Raw genomic sequence first — 18,486 nt, forward strand, 5'->3', positions numbered from 1 at the left:
AATGAACTCATGAAAAAATCTATATTTCAAAAAACACTTTTTATTTTACTATTATTACTAAGTTTTATTGGGTTTAGTCAAAATTTACCTTTATCTAAAGACGCAAAAATAAGCGTCCTCACTTGCGGATTAGGTAATGAAACCTATTCTTATTTTGGACATACCGCAATACGAGTTGCTGACCCTGGAAATAATATTGATGTTGTGTATAATTACGGTGCCTTTGATTTTAGAACGCCAAACTTTGTTGCAAAATTTGCAAAAGGAGATTTACAGTATTTTGTAATTGTACATTCGTTTCCGGAGTTTATTGAAGAATATAATAATGAGAAAAGAAGTGTATTCGAACAAGAACTTCTTATTGCTCAGGACGCAAAACAAAGGCTTTTTGATAATTTAAATACCACATTAGCTTCTGAAGATCGTTTTTACACTTATAAATTTATTGATAAAAACTGTACTTCGATGGTGGTAGATATTATCAATAAAAGTTTGAAAGGTACTGTTATTACAAAAAAAGGAGATAAAGATATCACTTATAGATCTATTTTATTCCCATACTTCAATGGTCATTTTTATGATCAATTAGGAACAAGTATCATTTTTGGAACAAAAGTAGATCAATTGGGAACTAAAATATTTTTGCCTTTTGAATTGAAAAATAGTTTAGAGAAAACTACTTATCAGAACCAATCATTAGTTGCTAAAAGTAACACTCTACTTAGCTTTGAAAAAGAAACCCCGAGTTCATGGTGGAACAACGTTTATACTTATCTTTTTATACTTGCCTTTATAGTTCTGGCACATAATAAAATAGTGGATAAAATCTATCTTTTGATTTTATCTCTTATAGGAACCTTTTTTGTTTTTATGGGATTTTATTCATTTCACCACGAACTGGCGATGAATTATAATGTGCTTTTATTTAGCCCATTATTGTTGATTTTACTTCTTTTGTCAGTTATCAAAAACAAAAGATGGACGTATCGATTTGCAGTTTTACACTTACTATTTTTAGTAGTTTATGCTATTTTTCTAATTAATAAAGCACATTTCCTGATTGTTTTGCCCATGATTATTACAAGCGGGTTTGTTTTAGTGAGAGTTGCTATTCGAAACAAAAAGCGTATTCCGATTATAATCTAAATTATTGTCCGCGGTAAAATAAAACTGTAGTGATTGTTTTGAAAGTAATACTCAAATCAAGAAATATACTTCGATGTTTTATATAATATAAATCATACTGCAGTTTTACCAAACTTTCTTCGATAGACTCTCCGTAAGAATAGTTTACCTGAGCCCAGCCTGTAAGTCCTGGCTTTATAACATGTCTTGTTTCGTAAAAAGGCATTACACGTGCTATTTCCTCAACAAAAAATGGTCTTTCCGGCCTTGGTCCAATAACAGCCATATCGCCTTTTAAAACATTGAAAAACTGCGGCAATTCGTCTATTCTGGATTTACGCATCATTTTACCAAATGGAGTTATACGTCTGTCATTTGAAGTGGCAAAAACAACTCCGTTCGATTCAGAGTTTTCAACCATTGTTCTAAACTTATAAATTTCAAAAACAACTCCGTTTTTGCCCACGCGTTCCTGAGTATAAAATAGTGATCCCTTGTTTGCAAAAAGGTTTACAATATAAATGAGAGGAATAAAAATAAGACAAGCCAATAGACCTATAAAAGAAAACAAAAACTCCATAGAACGCACCAAAAACAAGTAAAGTCTGTTACTATTACTTCTGCTAAAAGGGAAAAACCTGTAAAAATCCCTTGCTATATAATGTACTGGAATTCGCTGTGTTTTGCTTTCATAAACCTGCGTATATTCACGGATCACGTTTCCGGATTCTAATAAGTGTAGTAATTGCTGGTATAGATCAGCAGTAATTCCGTCTGTTTTTTGAGAAGCAATCACAATTTCAGAAACTTGATTTTTAAGGACAAAACTTTCTAAGTCTTTCTTTTTAATTTCTTTTACATAGTGAAAATTTGAATTTTCCTCTGATATAGAATCTGAATTTACAAAGCCAACAATTTTATAGTGAGGGTCGACATTCTCTAATCCTAAAACCAATTCTTCAACCTGATTTTGATCACATATTAAAATAACATTTTGAGAAAATCGCTGTGATGCCAGGAAATAAACATAAAACAAACGCCATAACAATAATGTCCCGATTATTGTAAAATAAAAAATAAATATAATCAAACGCTGTTTTGGTAATTCCGGAGATAATACAGGCGTAAATAAATAAGCCACACTAGAAGCAGTTCCGGTAAATATTACACTCTGAAGAATTTGCAATTGATTACTTGCAACCTGCAAATTATACATTTCGAATATTAATCCGAAAACGTATACATAACTCACAAGTAAAATTATGCTTGTAAAATTATTTCTATCAAATACAAAGTAATTATAATTAAATATTAGGCTTAATATATATAATGCCGATAAAATAAAAACAGCATCAAAGAAAAGAAGTAATATTCTTCTTTCCGAAATTTCGAAATGCATTTTAGTAGTAGAGAACATTTATTAAGTTTGTTAGGGGCTTAAACTTGAGGCAAATGTATTATAAAAAAACAGATATTAGTCTACCGAATTCTCTGCTTTTTCAGGAATTTTAACCTGAACCAAAAGAAGTGATAATGCATATACAAAAGCTGGTGCAGCCGTTCGCATTGCAGCATGATTTATTGTTAAAAGCCAAAAAACAAAAAAAGACAAAAAATACAAATGTTGTCTGTTATTTATATAAAGAATAAAAGGGGTTACAACAAGTATTAGGAGACCAAAAATACCAAATAAACCATGTTCGCTAAACATGCGTGTAATCTCATTATGTGAAGCTACCTCTTCTCCAAATGCTTCTTTTCTAATTTGTTTTCCCATTCCTGCTCCAACACCTAAAAGAGGATTTTTAAAAAAAAGTTCTATTTCTTCGTTCATAATTCCTTCTCTTCCTCCTAAACGGTCTTTTTTTACTCGTCCTGCAGCATCCTGATTTGCATAACGTTTTTCTATAAGACCATTAGTTTGCAACGAAGAATAGGTCCAGACTCCAACTGCCATTAAACCTGTCAGAATAAAAACCAAAACAAACTTACTTTTCCCTTTTGCATTAGAAAATCTATACAACAAAAACAACAGACAAACAATCATAACGACTGCTGTTATAATTCCTCCTCTTGAAAAAGTAACAATACCTCTGTAAGTAATAAAGAGTAGTAAAAAGCTATTTATAAAAATTGTCATTTTTGATTTTGAGAACAGTACTAATTGTGTAAAAAAGACAAACATTCCTAAACCTAATGCAGTAGAAACCTGATTTGGGCCAAATCCTCCTGAAGTTTCAAAATTAGATTGTGTTCCTGTCACTACATCTCTGACACTAGGATTGAATAAAAACAAATATACTGTCGTACTCACTATTGGTAATCCCATCGCAACTACTACATTTTGTAAATCAGAAAATAGAATTCTTCTTTTAAACATATATATAGAAGATATGGCTAAACAAAACGGACCTGACAAATTAAAAACCAATGATTTTTTAATATCTATCGAAGGGTTAAAAACTGTAGCTGTAATTAAAATCCCCGGGATTAATAAAATCAGAAAGAACCAATATAGAAATGCATTTGTCGAAAAATTACTATATATCATGCCTAAGAGCATGAAAAAAATAACATTGACTTTTACAAATTCATTATTAAAATTACCTCCCGTCATTCGTAAAAAAACCTCCACGCCAACTAAATAAGCGGCGATATAAAGTACTTCGTTATTTGCATTTTTTGTTCTATAAACAATAAAAAAACCGGCAATTGGAATAAATAGCGCATATAATTTCGACAAAAGAGGTATTGCAAAAACAGCCAAAGCAATTACTGCATGAAGTACAAGCAGAAAGCTATAAGACAATTTTGTATTTTTCATCTTCATCTAATATTTTTTAAGCCGTAAAAGTAATTAAAGATTTCAACCATAAAAGATAATTGGAAACAATAGTCTCAGCACTAAAATCTTTTTGAACTTTATTATATAAATTCAAACCTATTTCATTTCTATATTTTTCTGACTCAATCAATTTTTCAATCGCTGCAACAAGCGCGTTAAGGTTGTTGGATTCTATTATTACCCCTTCTTTTTCAGAACTAATAATCTTTGAAATTTCCCCTACATTTGTGGCAATTACAGGCAGTCTATTCAATCCATATTCTAGAATTGCAAGCGGAAGTCCCTCTGAAACAGAAGGCAAAACACCTATCTGACATTGTAATAATGAAGAACTTATATTATTTGTTGTTCCGTAAAAATATACTGTATTTTGAAGTTGTAAATCGTTAACTTTTTTCTTTAATTGATGAGAATAAGAATCATTAAAGTCTTTTCCGAATAAATGAAAAGTCCAATCCGGGAATTTGTCTTTTAAAACATTAGCAGCATCAATCAATAATATATGATTTTTTTGCAGACGCAGATTTGCTACACAAATAATTCTTTTACTCTCAAATCCATTTAGTTGTACCTTTTCACTTGAAACAGAAGAATCCAGTATGAAGTTCGGTAAATAAATAATATTGGAGCACAATAAATAAGACTTTGCCCAGTTTTTTAAATCTGAATTTACTGAAATAATTCCAGTAAAAAAGAGTGAGCTAACTTTTAAACTTATATTTTTCCTAGAAGATAAATCCTGTGAGATCCCGTAATGATCATGCCAAATAATTTTAATTTTTGGCAAAATCATTTTTACTAAAACTGCAATAAAAAATGAAGAACTATGGGCATGAATTATATCAATATTATTATTTTTTAAATATTTTCGCAATCTAAAAACTGCTACAAAATCTATTTTTTTCTTTTTTTTCAAAAACAGATAAGAAACGTCTTTATCAATCTGATTGAGTAATAATCCTTCTTTACGAGATGCAATTAACCCTGAAAATTCTATTTTTTTAGATAATGCATTAGCATAATTTACTGCCATACGCTCCGCTCCACCTGTTTCTAAAGAATCTATAATTTGTACAATTCTCATTAGATCAATAGTTTTTTGATTTCAGTTTCAAAAAGATCTGTCGTGTAATTTTGCGACCATTGAATGGCTAAACTACTTTTAGTTAAAAATGCTTGTTCGTCACTTATTATTTCCTTTATCATTTTTACATCTTTATCTAAATCCATTTCTAACAAAACACCTCTATTACCATAATCCAGCATAGTTGGTAAACAAGAAACTTTAGTTGCAATAGGAACGCAACCCCAAAACATTCCTTCGGCAATAGCTTTTGGCCAACCTTCGCTTTTAGAAGGTAAAATAACAAAATGGCTTTCCTGATACGCTTTCTTTAAGATTTCCTTATTTTGATTTCCGTGTAAAACAATATAGTTTTCGAGCTTATTTCTTTGAATATAGTTTTCTAAAGTACTTCTTTCAGGGCCTTCTCCATATAAATTAAAAACTACATTAAATCCCTTTTCTATTAAATGTTGCATTATTTTTATTGCGTAAAGAGGATTTTTGCCTGAAACCAAACTACCAACAAAAATAAAGTCAATCGTGCTATCAAAACCTGTTTTTGATATAATTTCTTTTTCTGAATCTGAATAAGTAGCAGTAAAAAAAGGTTTTATATTTTTAGATTGATTTTTCCATTCTCCATATACCAAAACAGTCATATTTCGTGTTAAAAAAGTATTGCTTAAAATCCATTTTTGCACTTTATATGTAACAGGCTGTTTACTTTGAGAATCCCAATTTCCAGCGTATTTTGCTGTTTTTGTTTTGTTAGGAAATAAAACCTGAACCAAACAACCTATTAATCCCATATTGCCAGGGCAACGTAAATGAATATGATCAGCATTTTTGATTGCTAAAAATACTTTCCAAAAAATTATTGGTAATTTAAAAACTGAACCTAAAACATTCTTAAAATTAGTCAGATTGAAATCAGGAACCGGGCGAAAATCAATCTTGTTACGATCATAAGGAATATCAATTTCTGTTGGTTTTGTATTTTTTAATGGAGCAACTATAACTACTTCATCAATATATTTAAACCAAATGTCCATTTCGCGGACATAAGGTGCATAACCAAAATATTGATCTACATACTGAAGATGGTTAACATGCGTAATTATTGCAAATCTCATTATCTCATTTTTGGTTTGGCAATAAATAAACTCAGATAACCAATACTTCTTCCTAAAGCTTCAGTAAATGCAGCTTTTTTATTTTGCTCAGTGAAAACATTTGTAAAACGAATTAAAATTAAGAGAATCGTAATCGAATTCCATTTTAAATGATCTTCAAAAATTGGGTTTGGGTTCTTAATACGCCAAACATACCAGCCATTTTTAACTACCATTTTTCCATATTTATATTGATTTGGTCTTCCGGAATTGGCATGAAAATGGCTTAACTTTGCCGCTGTATTTAGATATAACTTACCTGTTTTTGCGACTCTTAATGTAAAATCTGCATCTTCATACAAACCGTATCCTTCAAAATAAGTTGAGAACGAAAATGTTTCAAAAATTAATTTTCTAAAAGAAGAAACTCCACCCATTAATTGTTCTACTTCATATATTTTATTACTAGGTGGTAAAAAACCAATACTTCTGCCATGAGAAAACAGAGGCGAAAAACCCGGAGGAGTATTACTGTCTAAGTTAAGTTTTTTACGCAAAACAAACCTGCTGCCATCTTTGCGTTTCCATCCGTCAAAGTAAAACTCATATATTGAAGGTTTATAATCAGCATTAACCTTTTCCCATTTTGTTTCATTAGTAATATAACCACCAACTCCTAAAGCTTCAGGATAAATTTCATACGTTTTTATTAATTCTTTAAAATAGTTATCTTCGAGAATGGTATCATCATCAAGAAAACAAACAATATCAATATTGTTTTTTACATTTTTAATTCCAAAATTTCTTTGTTTTGTAAGACCGCGATTCTGATCATCAACAAAAAAATACTTTAAGTTTTTAAATTGATTCTCATTTAAAATAATTTCCGTTTTATTATCGAAAGATCCATCGATAATTAAAATTTCATCAGGATATAAACATTGATTATTAACTGATTGCAATAATTTCAACAATGGTTCAGGGCGTTTGTAAGTACAAATAATTAAAGAAAATTTCATACGAAACTATTGCTTTTAAAAAAATCATGAAAAATTTTAAAATAAGAAACTCTATTTAAAGTATTGAGCCATAAGTTTCGATTTGAAATTTGCATCTTTATAAAATCTTTTTCATTTATATTCGCATGAAATTGTATTAACTCATTTACAATATTTTTACCCGAAACGATTAAACAATGACTATTCCAATCAATTAGATCGTTCAAAGGCAACCTAAAATCAGTATCTACCACTACAGGAATTCTTCCCATTGCTAACGTTTCATAAAAACGTACTGAAAAATTACCTGCTCCTCTTAAACAAAAAGTATAAGGAGAATTATTTATATTTTTTAAAAATTCTAAGGTTGTTCCCTCTTTCTCTTCAATAGTTTTAGCCCCAGCTCTGTATTGATCTCTCAAAATAAAGTTAGTTATTATTAAAGGCGACTTTTTTATTTTTTTTAAAAAATAAAATCGTCTACTTCCTGAAGGATAAAAAAACTGGTAATCTGTATGCTCTCTTTTTAAAAACCTATTAAGATTATGAAATAAAAAAAGCAATAATTCTTTAATCCATTTCAATGGTGAGTTATTTGCATGACCAACAAAACCAATGGTAGGCAAATTTGTTTTTGGCAAAGCTTCAAATGCTTTATTCAATGCGACATAAGGATCTGATACAAATGAAGGAAATATAAATGTTTGAATATTTAATTTACTATCAAATCCTCCCAGACGAAAAGTAAAAACATTTTTTTTTAGAGTTTTACCAAAATCACCCCCACTATATAGCCACACTTGTTTATGATTTACATTACCTTTTTCAATGAAATCTAACAGGACATTGGTTTCTTTGTTTTTAAAAAAATAATTAATATCAACTGGTACTACCACAATATCTGACTCGTCGATTTTATCTACAAGTACATAACTTTTAGAAATGTCTAAATTTTTAAGATAACACAGATCAAGTAATAAAGGAAAGATGATTTTTCTATATTTTTCTGTAACATAAGCTTTGTCTGTGAAAATTTTAATCATTATCTCTTAATTTAATTGCCCAATATGTACTTGATTCCCATCTCTGTTTAAATTTTTTAAAAAAAATAAAATAATGGCTGATTGATTCGTTTTTTAATGTTTTTAGAAATAAAATCGTTTTATAATTTAACAGCTGTTCTATAGTACTATGCTTCATTTTCATGTGCATTAATGTTGGACTAGGCTTGGGTTGAATAGAATCATTTTCCCAGGCTAAAACTGGTTTTACTCTAAAACCGCCAACCGGAGCTTTTAAATGTAAAATTGAAAGACTAGGAAAGTAAATAATATCCGCACCAATATTTCTTAACTGCATGCCATAATCCGTATCTTCTCCAAAGCCAAATTCCAATGCCATATCAAAAGAAACAAATTTTAACAATTCAGCTTTTAAAACACTATTTCCTGAACCAAAAATTCTAGATTGATGAATATTACAATATTTTAAAATTTCATTCTTTTGAAGATAGGAAGTCATAGCTACCTTTGTCCCAAATTGTTTTATTTGTAAAAATATTTCTTCTAATAAATTTGCTTCAAATCTATTATCATCATCATTCAGGAATACCCACTCACTTTCTACTTGATTAAGTGCAACATTTCTTGCATTGCAAGCTCCTGCCCGATGAGTAAATGTATGCTTAATAACAAAAGGCCAATCTTCAGATGTTAAATAATTTAAGACTGAAACGCTTCCCGGCAAGGGATTTTGCTCAACAATTATAACATTTTTAGGCAGATACGTTTGCCTAGATAAATCCTTTAGTACATCATACAAATATTGTTCTCTTCCAATAGTCGGAATAATAACATCAATAGTTCCGGAATGAGTTACATTTAGCGAAGAACAAACCTTAATAAAATCCAGATTAATATTATTATTGTTTCTATTCTTAAAAAAAAAGCTATATAAAAATGGTAAAAGTAGAAATCTAAATTCATAAATAGCAAAATTAAGAAACAACAAAAATATCCATCGCATTCTGTAATGTTGTTTTACGAATCTAAAAAGAGTATAATTTGAAGGTTTTAAAATTAAACGCAATTCATTTTTTAATAACAATTTTGGTTCTGAATAACAAAGTAACCCCAAAGATGTACATACTTTAGCTAATGAATTTAAATAATAATCAAAGTCAGAATCTAGTTTTATTTTTTTACTAATCTCTAAAAGCACTGATGCATGGATAATCCCTACTAAACTACTCATTTGCCAAGTTGGATAACTTACATCTTTATTGATTTTGATAAAAGGAGATTCGTCAACATAACCTATTTTTTGACCTAAAAATTCAGTTTTTCCAGGATTGTAAGACAGCATCATTTTATCATGATGAGAAATTGCGTTTATATCTTCTAAATTTAAATTTGATTCGAACCTTTCATTGCACCAAACAATTTTTGAATCGGGATATAGAAAAGCAAGTTGAGACATTACAACAGATAGTTTTGCATTCTTATCATAAGACAAAATTTTATTTTCATTTGAAATAACCTTTACAGCTCTGGTTCCGTTATGATATAATACTATCAAAATTTAACTATTAAATGATTTATAAAACTCCATATTTTGTTTTGCTAAGACTTGTATATCAAAAAACTGTTCTACTTTTTTTCTTGCTAAAATTTCGGTTTTTAAACGTAAAGTTTCATCTTCTAAAAAATCATTTATCCTTTTTGCAAAAAGAACATGATTTTTAGGATTTACTAAAAAACCATTTTCCCCATCATCAATCATTTCACTAGCCCATCCAATATCTGATGCTACTATTGCTTTTTCCATAGCCATCGCTTCCAACCAAGAAACCGGAAAAGCTTCTGCAAACGAAGGGAATACACAAACTGTTGCCTGCTGTACTTTTTCTTTAATTGCATCATAAGGAACACTTCCCAAATATTGTACATTTTGAATAGCTTTCTTAGAAAACAATTCCTGCATCATTTTCCAGGTTGAAAGACTTCCCGAAACAATATCCCGGACGTCTTTACCAACTAAAATTAATTTAGCAGCAGGATTATCCTCAATGACTTTATTAAAAATAAAAGGTAATTGCAGAAGTCCCTTTTTACGAATTAAACTTCCGAAATATAATATCGTTTTCTCGTTATAGTGTTCTTCATTATTTGTCTGAAACAATTTGGTATCGATAGGATTTGCAATAATTACAAATTTTTTATTAAGGTCAAAAATACTATTTGTTGTATCTGCTGTATATTTACTCACAGACAAAAATCCATCGGCTTTTTGCAATGCTCTTTTTTCATGAAACCTATTAATCCATTTTACAGGACGATTATCTAAATGACAGAAATAAGTATCTGATCCATGCAATCTTATAATTATCGGACAGGATTTTGGCTGAATAAAAGATGTAATACCTGTCCAATCCGGAGCCTCTACTAAATCAATTTCTTGTCTTTTATAAAGATCATTAATGATTAGTTCTATTTTTTTTCTAGTCAAAAACCAGGATAACCCTTTGATTTTTACATTTTTTATTTGTTGAATAATGATACCATCATCATCAAAAACACCATCTTCTTTTTGCCCGTATACAAGAACTCTGACCACTGCTCCTTGCTCCAACAATCCCATTGCCAGATTTTTAATACTTGTTCCTATTCCTCCAGAATTACCTGTAGCAGAATGTGGATACTCTGGTGTCAAAAAAGCTATCTTCATATTATTTGTTAAAAAAATCTTTTAAGACTCGAGTTGTAAATATTCTTGCTCCAGCGTCTGTCATGTGCCCACAAGACGAAAAATATTTATTCTCTACAACTACATGTTCGTAATTGTGAATTTCCGGATACGTTTTTTTTACTTTATCAAAATAATTCATCCCTACGACATTTTCACACATTGGAGTCATTACAGTTATTAAATTGATATTATTAGCTTTACAGATATTTTTAATTTCTTCATAGTACTTGTTATGTGGCAAGGGATTTAAATTAACAATATTATTTTTCATATTGCCATTCTTATGCTTTTTTAATGGATAAAATCCTAAGTTATCTAAAGCATTTGTTTTTTCCTTACTTTCAATTTTAAAAATTTCTCTAAAACCAATTTTCGAATCGTACTTTATATATCTGTAAAACGGAATATAATATAGTTCATTGAAATTTTTTTGACCCGAAAAATGCTCTTTAATAACGTTTGAATTATGTATATAAGGCAAAAATTTTGCAGAAACTCCATCAGATTCCTGATCATTAGAAAGATTTAAATCAGCCTCAAGAATTATATTTTTTATTTTATATTTTCTTTCGATCATTAATTTCAAAAGTAATGACGATTCAAACAAATGGCCTCCACTCATACCGTAATTAAAAGTTTTTAATCCAACATTTTCAAACATCTGAGAAACAAAATGATTATTAGCTCTTGATGAGCCTAAAACTATAACATCATATTTTTGTGCTTTTGAGTTAATTACAGTTTCTATTTTTCCTCTATTTTTAGATTGCATAAAAATAGCTGTGTAAAGACCATCAAGCGCAACAGCAATCAAAGTGATTACCACAATAATTTTAGTTATATAAATTAAAAAACGTGTCATTAAAATTGAAAATATATAAATTCTTTATAATCTGAAAAAGTTCCGAATGCCATTATAGCTATTATCGCAAAAGCCAATTTTAGCATATTTCTTTTTCCTGAAAGCGGTTCAACTTTGGTGCGATTATTCCATTCGACCAAAACAAAAATGCCAAGAATTATTAATAATTCATAGCTATAACGTTCATTATCTAAATATTGAAAACTAAAATCTTTACTTAAAATCATACGTTTTAAATACAAAATCGCATCTGTGATTGTCTTGGCTCTAAAGAAAATCCACGCTATACAGGTTAACGAAAAAGTATATAGAATACTTATTATAACTTTTGCCGAATTAAAATTAAATTTCAGCTGAATAGCTTCCATATTATTTCGGTTACTATTTGATAAAAGCAATGGTAAAAAGTAAATAGCATTTATAAATCCCCAAGCCAGATAAGTCCAATTGGCGCCATGCCAAAATCCGCTTACAACAAAAATGATAAATGTATTTCTAATCTTCATCCAGATTCCACCTTTACTCCCACCTAACGGGATATACAAATAATCTCGAAACCAAGAGGATAATGAAATATGCCAACGTCTCCAAAACTCTGCAATATCTCTCGAAAAATAAGGGTAATTGAAATTTCTAAGTAAATCTAATCCGAACAGTTTTGAAACTCCTAAAGCAATATCTGAATATCCTGAAAAGTCTCCATAAATTTGAAATGCAAAATATATAGCTCCCAAAATAAGTGAGAAAGAATTCATCGAAGTATAGTTGTCGAAAATCGCATTAGCATAAGTAGCACAAGTATCTGCAATGACTACTTTTTTTACTAATCCCCAAATAATCTGACAGATCCCTTCTTTGGCTTTTTCAAAATCAAACTCTCTTTTGACTTTTACCTGAGGCAACAAATGTGTTGCTCTTTCTATAGGGCCGGCAACCAAAAGAGGAAAGTAACTTACAAACAACGAATAATCTATAAAATTATACTCGGCTTTTATTCTTTTCAGATAAATATCAATTACATAAGACAATCCGTGGAAAGTGTAAAATGAAATTCCGACAGGAAGAATAACATTTAATAAAATTGGGCTTGCCTGAATGCCAACTGAATTTAATAAATCTGAGAAGGAAGCTGCAAAAAAATTATAGTATTTAAAAACACCTAAAAAACCTAAATTTACCGAAATACTAAGCCAAAACCAAAACTTGCGGCTTGCTTGAGATTTTCCTTTTTCGATTTGAATTCCGGTGTAATAATCTAAAAAGGTAGAAAAAACCAGTAAGAACAAAAATCTCCAATCCCAACAAGAATAAAAATAATAGCTGGCTACAATTAACAAAGTATTTTGCGTGCTTTTCGTTTTATTGAATACAAACCAATACAAGAAGAAAACGATTGGTAAAAAAATAGCAAAAGCTAAGGAATTAAAAAACATATTTGAGGTCTAACTTTAAATAGATTAAATTTATGGATTTTAGATTATTAACTCAAAATAGTTGTCAACCATTTGAGATAATGAAAAAGCGTGCAAATTATCATTAATATCTGAATTATTATCCAGAATATATTTTTGATTTAAAATGTTTTTCAAAATTCTTTTCAATTGGTCTGTTTTAGTCGCTTGAAATAAAAATCCGTTTTCATTTTCTTTAATTAGTCCTAGCACATTTCCCTCTTTTAAAGTTGTAACAACTGGCAAATTGCATATTAAACTTTCGAGAACAACATAACAAAATGTTTCACCATGAGAAGGATGAACTAAGAAATCGTAATGAGAATAAATTTGATTTAAATTTGAGACACTTCCTTTAAAGTTAAAGAACTTTTGAAGTGAGAATTTTTCAATCATTTCCTCTAGTTCTTCCTTATAATATCCTTTACCATAAATATCAAATGAAAAATCAAGACTATTTCTTTCTTCCATTTCATTTACTGCCAGAATTAAATCCTGAATCCCTTTTTCTTTTCTTAAATGAGAAACTACGATAAATTTATTAGACGTAGAAAAATTTTGTTTCTTCGTATATTTTGCAAAATCTAATCCATTTGAGATGATTTCTATTTTGTCCCTTAAGTGATATCCAAAATCTCTTACAAGTTCTTTTTTAGTAGATTCTGAAACCGCTACAAAAACATCAATGTATCTTGAAAACAAAATTCCTTTTAATCTCTTATTTATTCTTTTTTTGAATGGGTATCCGTATAAGGGTCTTGGATTATGATCAACTGCAATAACCTTTGCATCTGTAAGTTGCTTGACTTTATAAAAAAAAGGCGTACATAATTCTACAAAATGAGTAATGATATGTGAATATTCAGTTTTAAGTTTGCAAAAAGAGAGAAAATTATTTTCTGTTTGACACTCATAAATAGTTAATTTTGAATACTCCCCATGATTACATTGGTTAGGAAAAAACCAATCTACTTCAAAACCATTTTCTTTGCATTTTTTATCAAAATCCCAGAAAAAATAATCCATGCCTCCCACTCTTTCCGGAAGCAATTCATAATTACAGATTACGGCTATCTTACTCATTAGTTTTATTTAGTAAACGTTTATGCAAGTATTTACTAATCTTAGTTTCTATTTTTTGAGTATAAAGAATACTTAAAGTAATCATTACAATTATTATTAAGATTGGTACTATAAAGCTATTTGGATAAAAAACAGTAACAATATTCCGAATCCAAACAATTCCAATATATTCATGAATAAGGTAAAGAAAGTAAGATGAGAAACCGACTTTAGTAATAAATCTGTTTTCTAAAAAATGTAAAGTTTTAGGATAATATATAAAACCAAAGAAAAGAAAAAACATAATTATGCTTGATATAAAATCCGGTAAATTAAAATTGTAGTTAATAATAAAAAAACTCATTATTAGCAAAAATATGTATAGTTTGTATTCTTTATTTTTATAGAGCATATAAAACAATGCTCCAGACAGAAAAAAGACCAAATGCTTTATAAGGTTGAATAGATTAAATAATTTAGTAAAATAATCAAATTGATCAAAGCCAGAAAAAAGCAATGCATAATATAAAAAAATAGCTCCAAAAGAAGCTATAATAAAATTTCTTTTAAAATTTTGTTTACTTGAAAAGTAAATAATACTGGCAAAAGTATAAAACTGGATTTCCGGCCATAGACTCCAGTAATCATAGTTGATATAGCTAAAGTGATTTGGAATACCTGAAATTAAATTATAAAGATTAGGAGGTAAAAATGTGATACTAATCATTAAGTTTCTAAAATGGTTGTCCGGAAATGTATTATAATGATCAAATATTAGTAAAAAACAATATGTTAATACAGAAGCAACCAATATAGAAGGGAATAGGCGAATGAACCTCTTTTTCCAAAAAGATATAAAATCCTGTGTTCCTTCTAATGAATAACAAATTACAAATCCGCTTATTATGAAGAAAAAAGGAACTCCCTTAAAGCCATAATGAAAATAGTTTCCACCAAAATAAGGGTACACAGGGTCATTCCAACGATAAAAATAATGATATAAAATCACTGACATTATTGCTAATGTTCTAAAGCCATCCAGAATAGTTATTCTATTATTAGAATTTATTTGTTTTAAATTGTGCATAAAATTTCAGCAATTCTTTTACTTGTGTTTTGTAATAATCCCCCAATTTGCAATTCAATAAATTTGGCTCTTTCTATTTTTTTAAGATCAATATTATTTAAAATTTTATTGATTGCTTCGAGATATTCTTCTTCATTCTTTACAATATCTGTTGAATTTGAATCTACCAGTTTAGACAAATGTTCATATTTTAAAAACTTTTGATCATCAAACCATCCATTGGTTTCATTTCCAAAAACAGGATTTATCACCGGTTTATCAAAAAGAAAAGCATCTAATGTTATCGTTGACAAAACATTAATAGATAAGTCGCAATGTTGCAATAACGATTTTAAATCGTTGAGATCTGCAATAGATGGCACTCTTTGTGTCCAAGATTCCTGATGTCCTTCTCTACTAATATTCCAGTCTGGAAAATTCCATACTATAAAAGGATATTTTTCAATACATTTTTCAAATCGGGTTGGTTCTTCTGCAGGAGATGTTCTCACGATAAGATTAACCTCCTTTGCCAATTTTTTTTGCGCTATAAATTCAGCCAAAATTTCTAAGTAAATGGGGTCATTTTCACTACTGGCATCATTACAGGTAAAAAAAATTGTTGGTTTATCTGGATTTAATCTAAATTTGTTCTGAAAAACATCTTTATTGTAGCCGTACTTATTTAAAACATAAGGTTCGAATTGTGGTGTTCCAACAACCATTATGTGATTTTCCTTTACAGATTGATAAAAACTTAATAATTCTTGTTTCATCAAATTGCTCCAAACAAGATAAAAGTCAAAATTACCTGCCATTCTGCCTTTTGATGCAAGGTTATCCCAACTAAAAATAAAAGCGGAAGTCTTTATTTTTACTTTTTCTGCAGCGTATATAAGCGGCGCTATAAATGGTGGGCGCTGATGTGTAAAAAACAATAATGAAATATTATTTTCTTTTAATAGCGTTATGTATTGCTTTGTTATTGCATTAGACCGAAAGGTTTTTTGCTGCCATTTGTTGTATTGAAGAATCCAATTTTCAGAATGAAATATTTTGGTATATTGATGAATAAATCGGGTTGCATAACCTCTTGGATTTTTGGCTTTTGATTGGGTAATATTTAAATTATCAGCAATACCAAAATTGCCTTTTGCATGCATTTGTAAATGGGTAACTTCCTTGGCTTTTCTAAAAAACCAAGTATAGAATGATTCTTCAAAAACTTCTAATTCTATAATTTTAGAGTTTAAATTGAAATTATCATAAACTTTTTTAGGCAAACATGAAAAAATGATTACTTCATCAAAATTAGCTTTTGCTTCATAAATAAAATCGCTTAATATAAAATTGCGAAATCCAACTCCATCAGTAATAACAACACCTAAATTTTTCATCAATTTTATTTTAAACTTCCTATTCTACCATGATCCGAGTAAGATCTATGCACTATAAATTCATTATCGAGAGGTTTTTCTGAAAGGAATGTTATATCGCAAAAATATTTTTCCTCAACAGGATTTAATCTCCACGGTACGATATTTTTATGATCCAATGTCCAGTTGTTTTTCTCTAATTGTTTTGTTTTCAAATCATTCCAGGATGTAATATAATCTATCCATAAATAACCTAATTTCCAAGCTTGTTTTTCCAGATTTTCCAGATTTTCGATATCTGTAATTCTCAGTCCGCCAACATTTTCCTGACTTATAGCTCTGGATCCGTCTTCTAAAACTATTCCTCTTATAAAAGGCTGTTGAAAATAATGCGTGTCTTTTTTAATTAAATGATCTACATCTACCTCAACTTTTTTACAAACTGCATCGAAACTGGCTTCAATAAGATTAGGATTTATTTTTACATAGCGAACTAAATCATAATACCTTACCCAACGCATATTTTTATACAGTCCTAATCCAGCCTCATTTGCCGCAGTTGCCGCAAGAGGATAATAATTTCGGGCTAATTCATATAGCTTGCCTAATACCCCTTTTCCACGGCATACTTCATTAAGAAATACATTGATTATCCAGGCAAGTCCACCTCCAAAATTGGCGCCAACATGACCTACGACTATTCCTTGCTCGTTTAAGCAAATAAAAGAACGTCCATAATTTTTGTCCCCAAACTGCCAATCCCAAAATTCCTTGTTGTGAAGTGGGTGATTTTCTCTATAAATTATTTTAAAAAAAGATTCTAAAATTTCCCAATCTTCTAAGGTTGCTTCTCTGGTTATCATATTTTATTATAATTTTTTCCTCCTATTAAATCGTTACAATCAAATCTATTTAATAATAATGGATTTTCGCCTGAAATATTAATTCCTCTCCTGGTTGTAAAACCTATTTTATAACCTTCTTTCTTTGCAAATTCTACAACTAAATCTGTACAGGTTTCTAGTGTACCATAAGGATACGAAACGGCATTTATGTTTGAATTGGTAAGTTTTTCTAAATATGTTTTTGTTTTTTGAAGTTCAAATTTAATGCCGTTTTCCGATAATAATCCCAGCGGATAATGATTGTGTGTATGACTTCCTAAATATCCTTTTTGGGCAAGATCTTTTAAATTTTGCTCCGTCATGTAAAGCGATTCCAAAACATTATTTTCATCAAAATGAATATCAAATAATTCTTTTATAATTTGTTCCTGCTGTTTAAAATTGAGTTTAAAATTTAAGATGTATTTTAAGATGGCACTTTTTTCATCATCATATCTATAAATGGCTTGTGCATTTCTTTTTTCTAAATCTGAAAATGGAATATCTACAAGTTTCTTTAAAAATTCATCGGAAGAAATAATTGATCTTAACAAATGTATTTTATGAACGGTACTTACTTTTTTCTCTTCATGATTAATCGAGTTTACAAAAAAAATAGCCGGGATATCGAGCTCTTCTAAAATAGGCAGGGCAAGATCAAATTGTTCTTTTAGTCCATCATCAAAGGTTATAAATAAAGTATTCTCTTTTGAGTCCAGTATTTGATCAATATTGTCTATTAGTTCGATTGTATTGACAAAATCTCCCTGATTTTTTAAAAGTAATAGCTGCTTTTTAAATTCATTGGGGGTTTGCCCAAATATGCTGGGATAATTGGTTTTAAAATCAGGTCTTATATAATGGTAGTTACTAACGGTGAGCATTAATGATG

The 18,486-nt window shown here is 29.4% G+C and carries 16 protein-coding genes; 1 reads left to right on the forward strand and 15 read right to left on the reverse strand.

Annotation, left to right across the window (positions count from 1 at the left end):
• Nucleotides 1-9 precede the first annotated feature (9 nt).
• Nucleotides 10-1,146 (forward strand): lipoprotein N-acyltransferase Lnb domain-containing protein, encoded by a 1,137-nt coding sequence (locus ACIDC4_RS11590; protein WP_412043775.1) that lies wholly within the window; start codon nucleotides 10-12, stop codon nucleotides 1,144-1,146.
• Between the two features lies 1 nt (nucleotide 1,147).
• Here the strand turns inward: ACIDC4_RS11590 and ACIDC4_RS11595 are convergent, their stop codons facing one another.
• Genes ACIDC4_RS11595 through ACIDC4_RS11665 form a run of 15 tightly spaced genes read right to left on the reverse strand, consistent with a single transcriptional unit; the run spans nucleotide 1,148 to nucleotide 18,478 of the window.
• Nucleotides 1,148-2,542 (reverse strand): exopolysaccharide biosynthesis polyprenyl glycosylphosphotransferase, encoded by a 1,395-nt coding sequence (locus ACIDC4_RS11595; RefSeq protein WP_412043774.1) that lies wholly within the window; start codon nucleotides 2,540-2,542, stop codon nucleotides 1,148-1,150.
• 57 nt (nucleotides 2,543-2,599) lie between these two features.
• Entirely contained in the window at nucleotides 2,600-3,949 is a 1,350-nt protein-coding gene (locus ACIDC4_RS11600) for an O-antigen ligase family protein (RefSeq protein WP_412043773.1), read from the reverse strand.
• Between the two features lie 16 nt (nucleotides 3,950-3,965).
• The gene (locus tag ACIDC4_RS11605) at nucleotides 3,966-5,054 is read right to left on the reverse strand and encodes a glycosyltransferase family 4 protein (protein WP_412043772.1); all 1,089 of its coding nucleotides are present in this window, start codon (nucleotides 5,052-5,054) and stop codon (nucleotides 3,966-3,968) included.
• Complete coding sequence (locus ACIDC4_RS11610; RefSeq protein WP_412043771.1) at nucleotides 5,054-6,169, reverse strand: glycosyltransferase family 4 protein; 1,116 nt, start codon at nucleotides 6,167-6,169, stop codon at nucleotides 5,054-5,056. Before ACIDC4_RS11610 ends, ACIDC4_RS11605 begins: the two co-directional genes overlap by 1 nt.
• A complete protein-coding gene (locus ACIDC4_RS11615) occupies nucleotides 6,169-7,167 on the reverse strand; it encodes a glycosyltransferase family 2 protein (protein ID WP_412043770.1) in 999 nt (332 codons plus the stop codon). The genes ACIDC4_RS11610 and ACIDC4_RS11615 overlap by 1 nt, the downstream gene beginning before the upstream one ends.
• Nucleotides 7,164-8,189 carry an exostosin domain-containing protein gene (locus ACIDC4_RS11620; RefSeq protein ID WP_412043769.1) on the reverse strand — a complete coding sequence of 342 codons (1,026 nt, stop codon included), beginning with the start codon at nucleotides 8,187-8,189 and terminating at the stop codon, nucleotides 7,164-7,166. Before ACIDC4_RS11620 ends, ACIDC4_RS11615 begins: the two co-directional genes overlap by 4 nt.
• On the reverse strand, nucleotides 8,182-9,723 hold the full coding sequence (locus ACIDC4_RS11625) for a glycosyltransferase family 2 protein (RefSeq protein ID WP_412043768.1): 1,542 nt from the start codon (nucleotides 9,721-9,723) through the stop codon (nucleotides 8,182-8,184). The genes ACIDC4_RS11620 and ACIDC4_RS11625 overlap by 8 nt, the downstream gene beginning before the upstream one ends.
• Before the next feature lie 3 nt (nucleotides 9,724-9,726).
• Nucleotides 9,727-10,872, reverse strand: a complete 1,146-nt coding sequence (locus tag ACIDC4_RS11630) for a glycosyltransferase family 4 protein (RefSeq protein ID WP_412043767.1) — start codon at nucleotides 10,870-10,872, stop codon at nucleotides 9,727-9,729.
• A gap of 1 nt (nucleotide 10,873) precedes the next feature.
• Nucleotides 10,874-11,755 carry a hypothetical protein gene (locus ACIDC4_RS11635; RefSeq protein WP_412043766.1) on the reverse strand — a complete coding sequence of 294 codons (882 nt, stop codon included), beginning with the start codon at nucleotides 11,753-11,755 and terminating at the stop codon, nucleotides 10,874-10,876.
• Nucleotides 11,755-13,188 (reverse strand): MBOAT family O-acyltransferase, encoded by a 1,434-nt coding sequence (locus ACIDC4_RS11640; RefSeq protein ID WP_412043765.1) that lies wholly within the window; start codon nucleotides 13,186-13,188, stop codon nucleotides 11,755-11,757. Before ACIDC4_RS11640 ends, ACIDC4_RS11635 begins: the two co-directional genes overlap by 1 nt.
• A gap of 39 nt (nucleotides 13,189-13,227) precedes the next feature.
• On the reverse strand, nucleotides 13,228-14,232 hold the full coding sequence (locus ACIDC4_RS11645; protein ID WP_412043764.1) for a glycosyltransferase family 4 protein: 1,005 nt from the start codon (nucleotides 14,230-14,232) through the stop codon (nucleotides 13,228-13,230).
• A gap of 49 nt (nucleotides 14,233-14,281) precedes the next feature.
• Nucleotides 14,282-15,355: an acyltransferase family protein gene (locus ACIDC4_RS11650; protein ID WP_412043763.1), complete on the reverse strand. Its 1,074-nt coding sequence runs from the start codon at nucleotides 15,353-15,355 to the stop codon at nucleotides 14,282-14,284.
• Nucleotides 15,343-16,731, reverse strand: coding sequence for a hypothetical protein (locus ACIDC4_RS11655; protein ID WP_412043762.1), 1,389 nt, complete (start codon nucleotides 16,729-16,731; stop codon nucleotides 15,343-15,345). The genes ACIDC4_RS11650 and ACIDC4_RS11655 overlap by 13 nt, the downstream gene beginning before the upstream one ends.
• Before the next feature lie 5 nt (nucleotides 16,732-16,736).
• Nucleotides 16,737-17,573 (reverse strand): GNAT family N-acetyltransferase, encoded by an 837-nt coding sequence (locus tag ACIDC4_RS11660; RefSeq protein ID WP_412043761.1) that lies wholly within the window; start codon nucleotides 17,571-17,573, stop codon nucleotides 16,737-16,739.
• Nucleotides 17,570-18,478, reverse strand: a complete 909-nt coding sequence (locus ACIDC4_RS11665) for a polysaccharide deacetylase family protein (protein ID WP_412043760.1) — start codon at nucleotides 18,476-18,478, stop codon at nucleotides 17,570-17,572. The genes ACIDC4_RS11660 and ACIDC4_RS11665 overlap by 4 nt, the downstream gene beginning before the upstream one ends.
• Nucleotides 18,479-18,486: the final 8 nt, after the last annotated feature.

Source organism: Flavobacterium sp. C3NV, from assembly GCF_046825355.2.
Lineage (GTDB): Bacteria > Bacteroidota > Bacteroidia > Flavobacteriales > Flavobacteriaceae > Flavobacterium.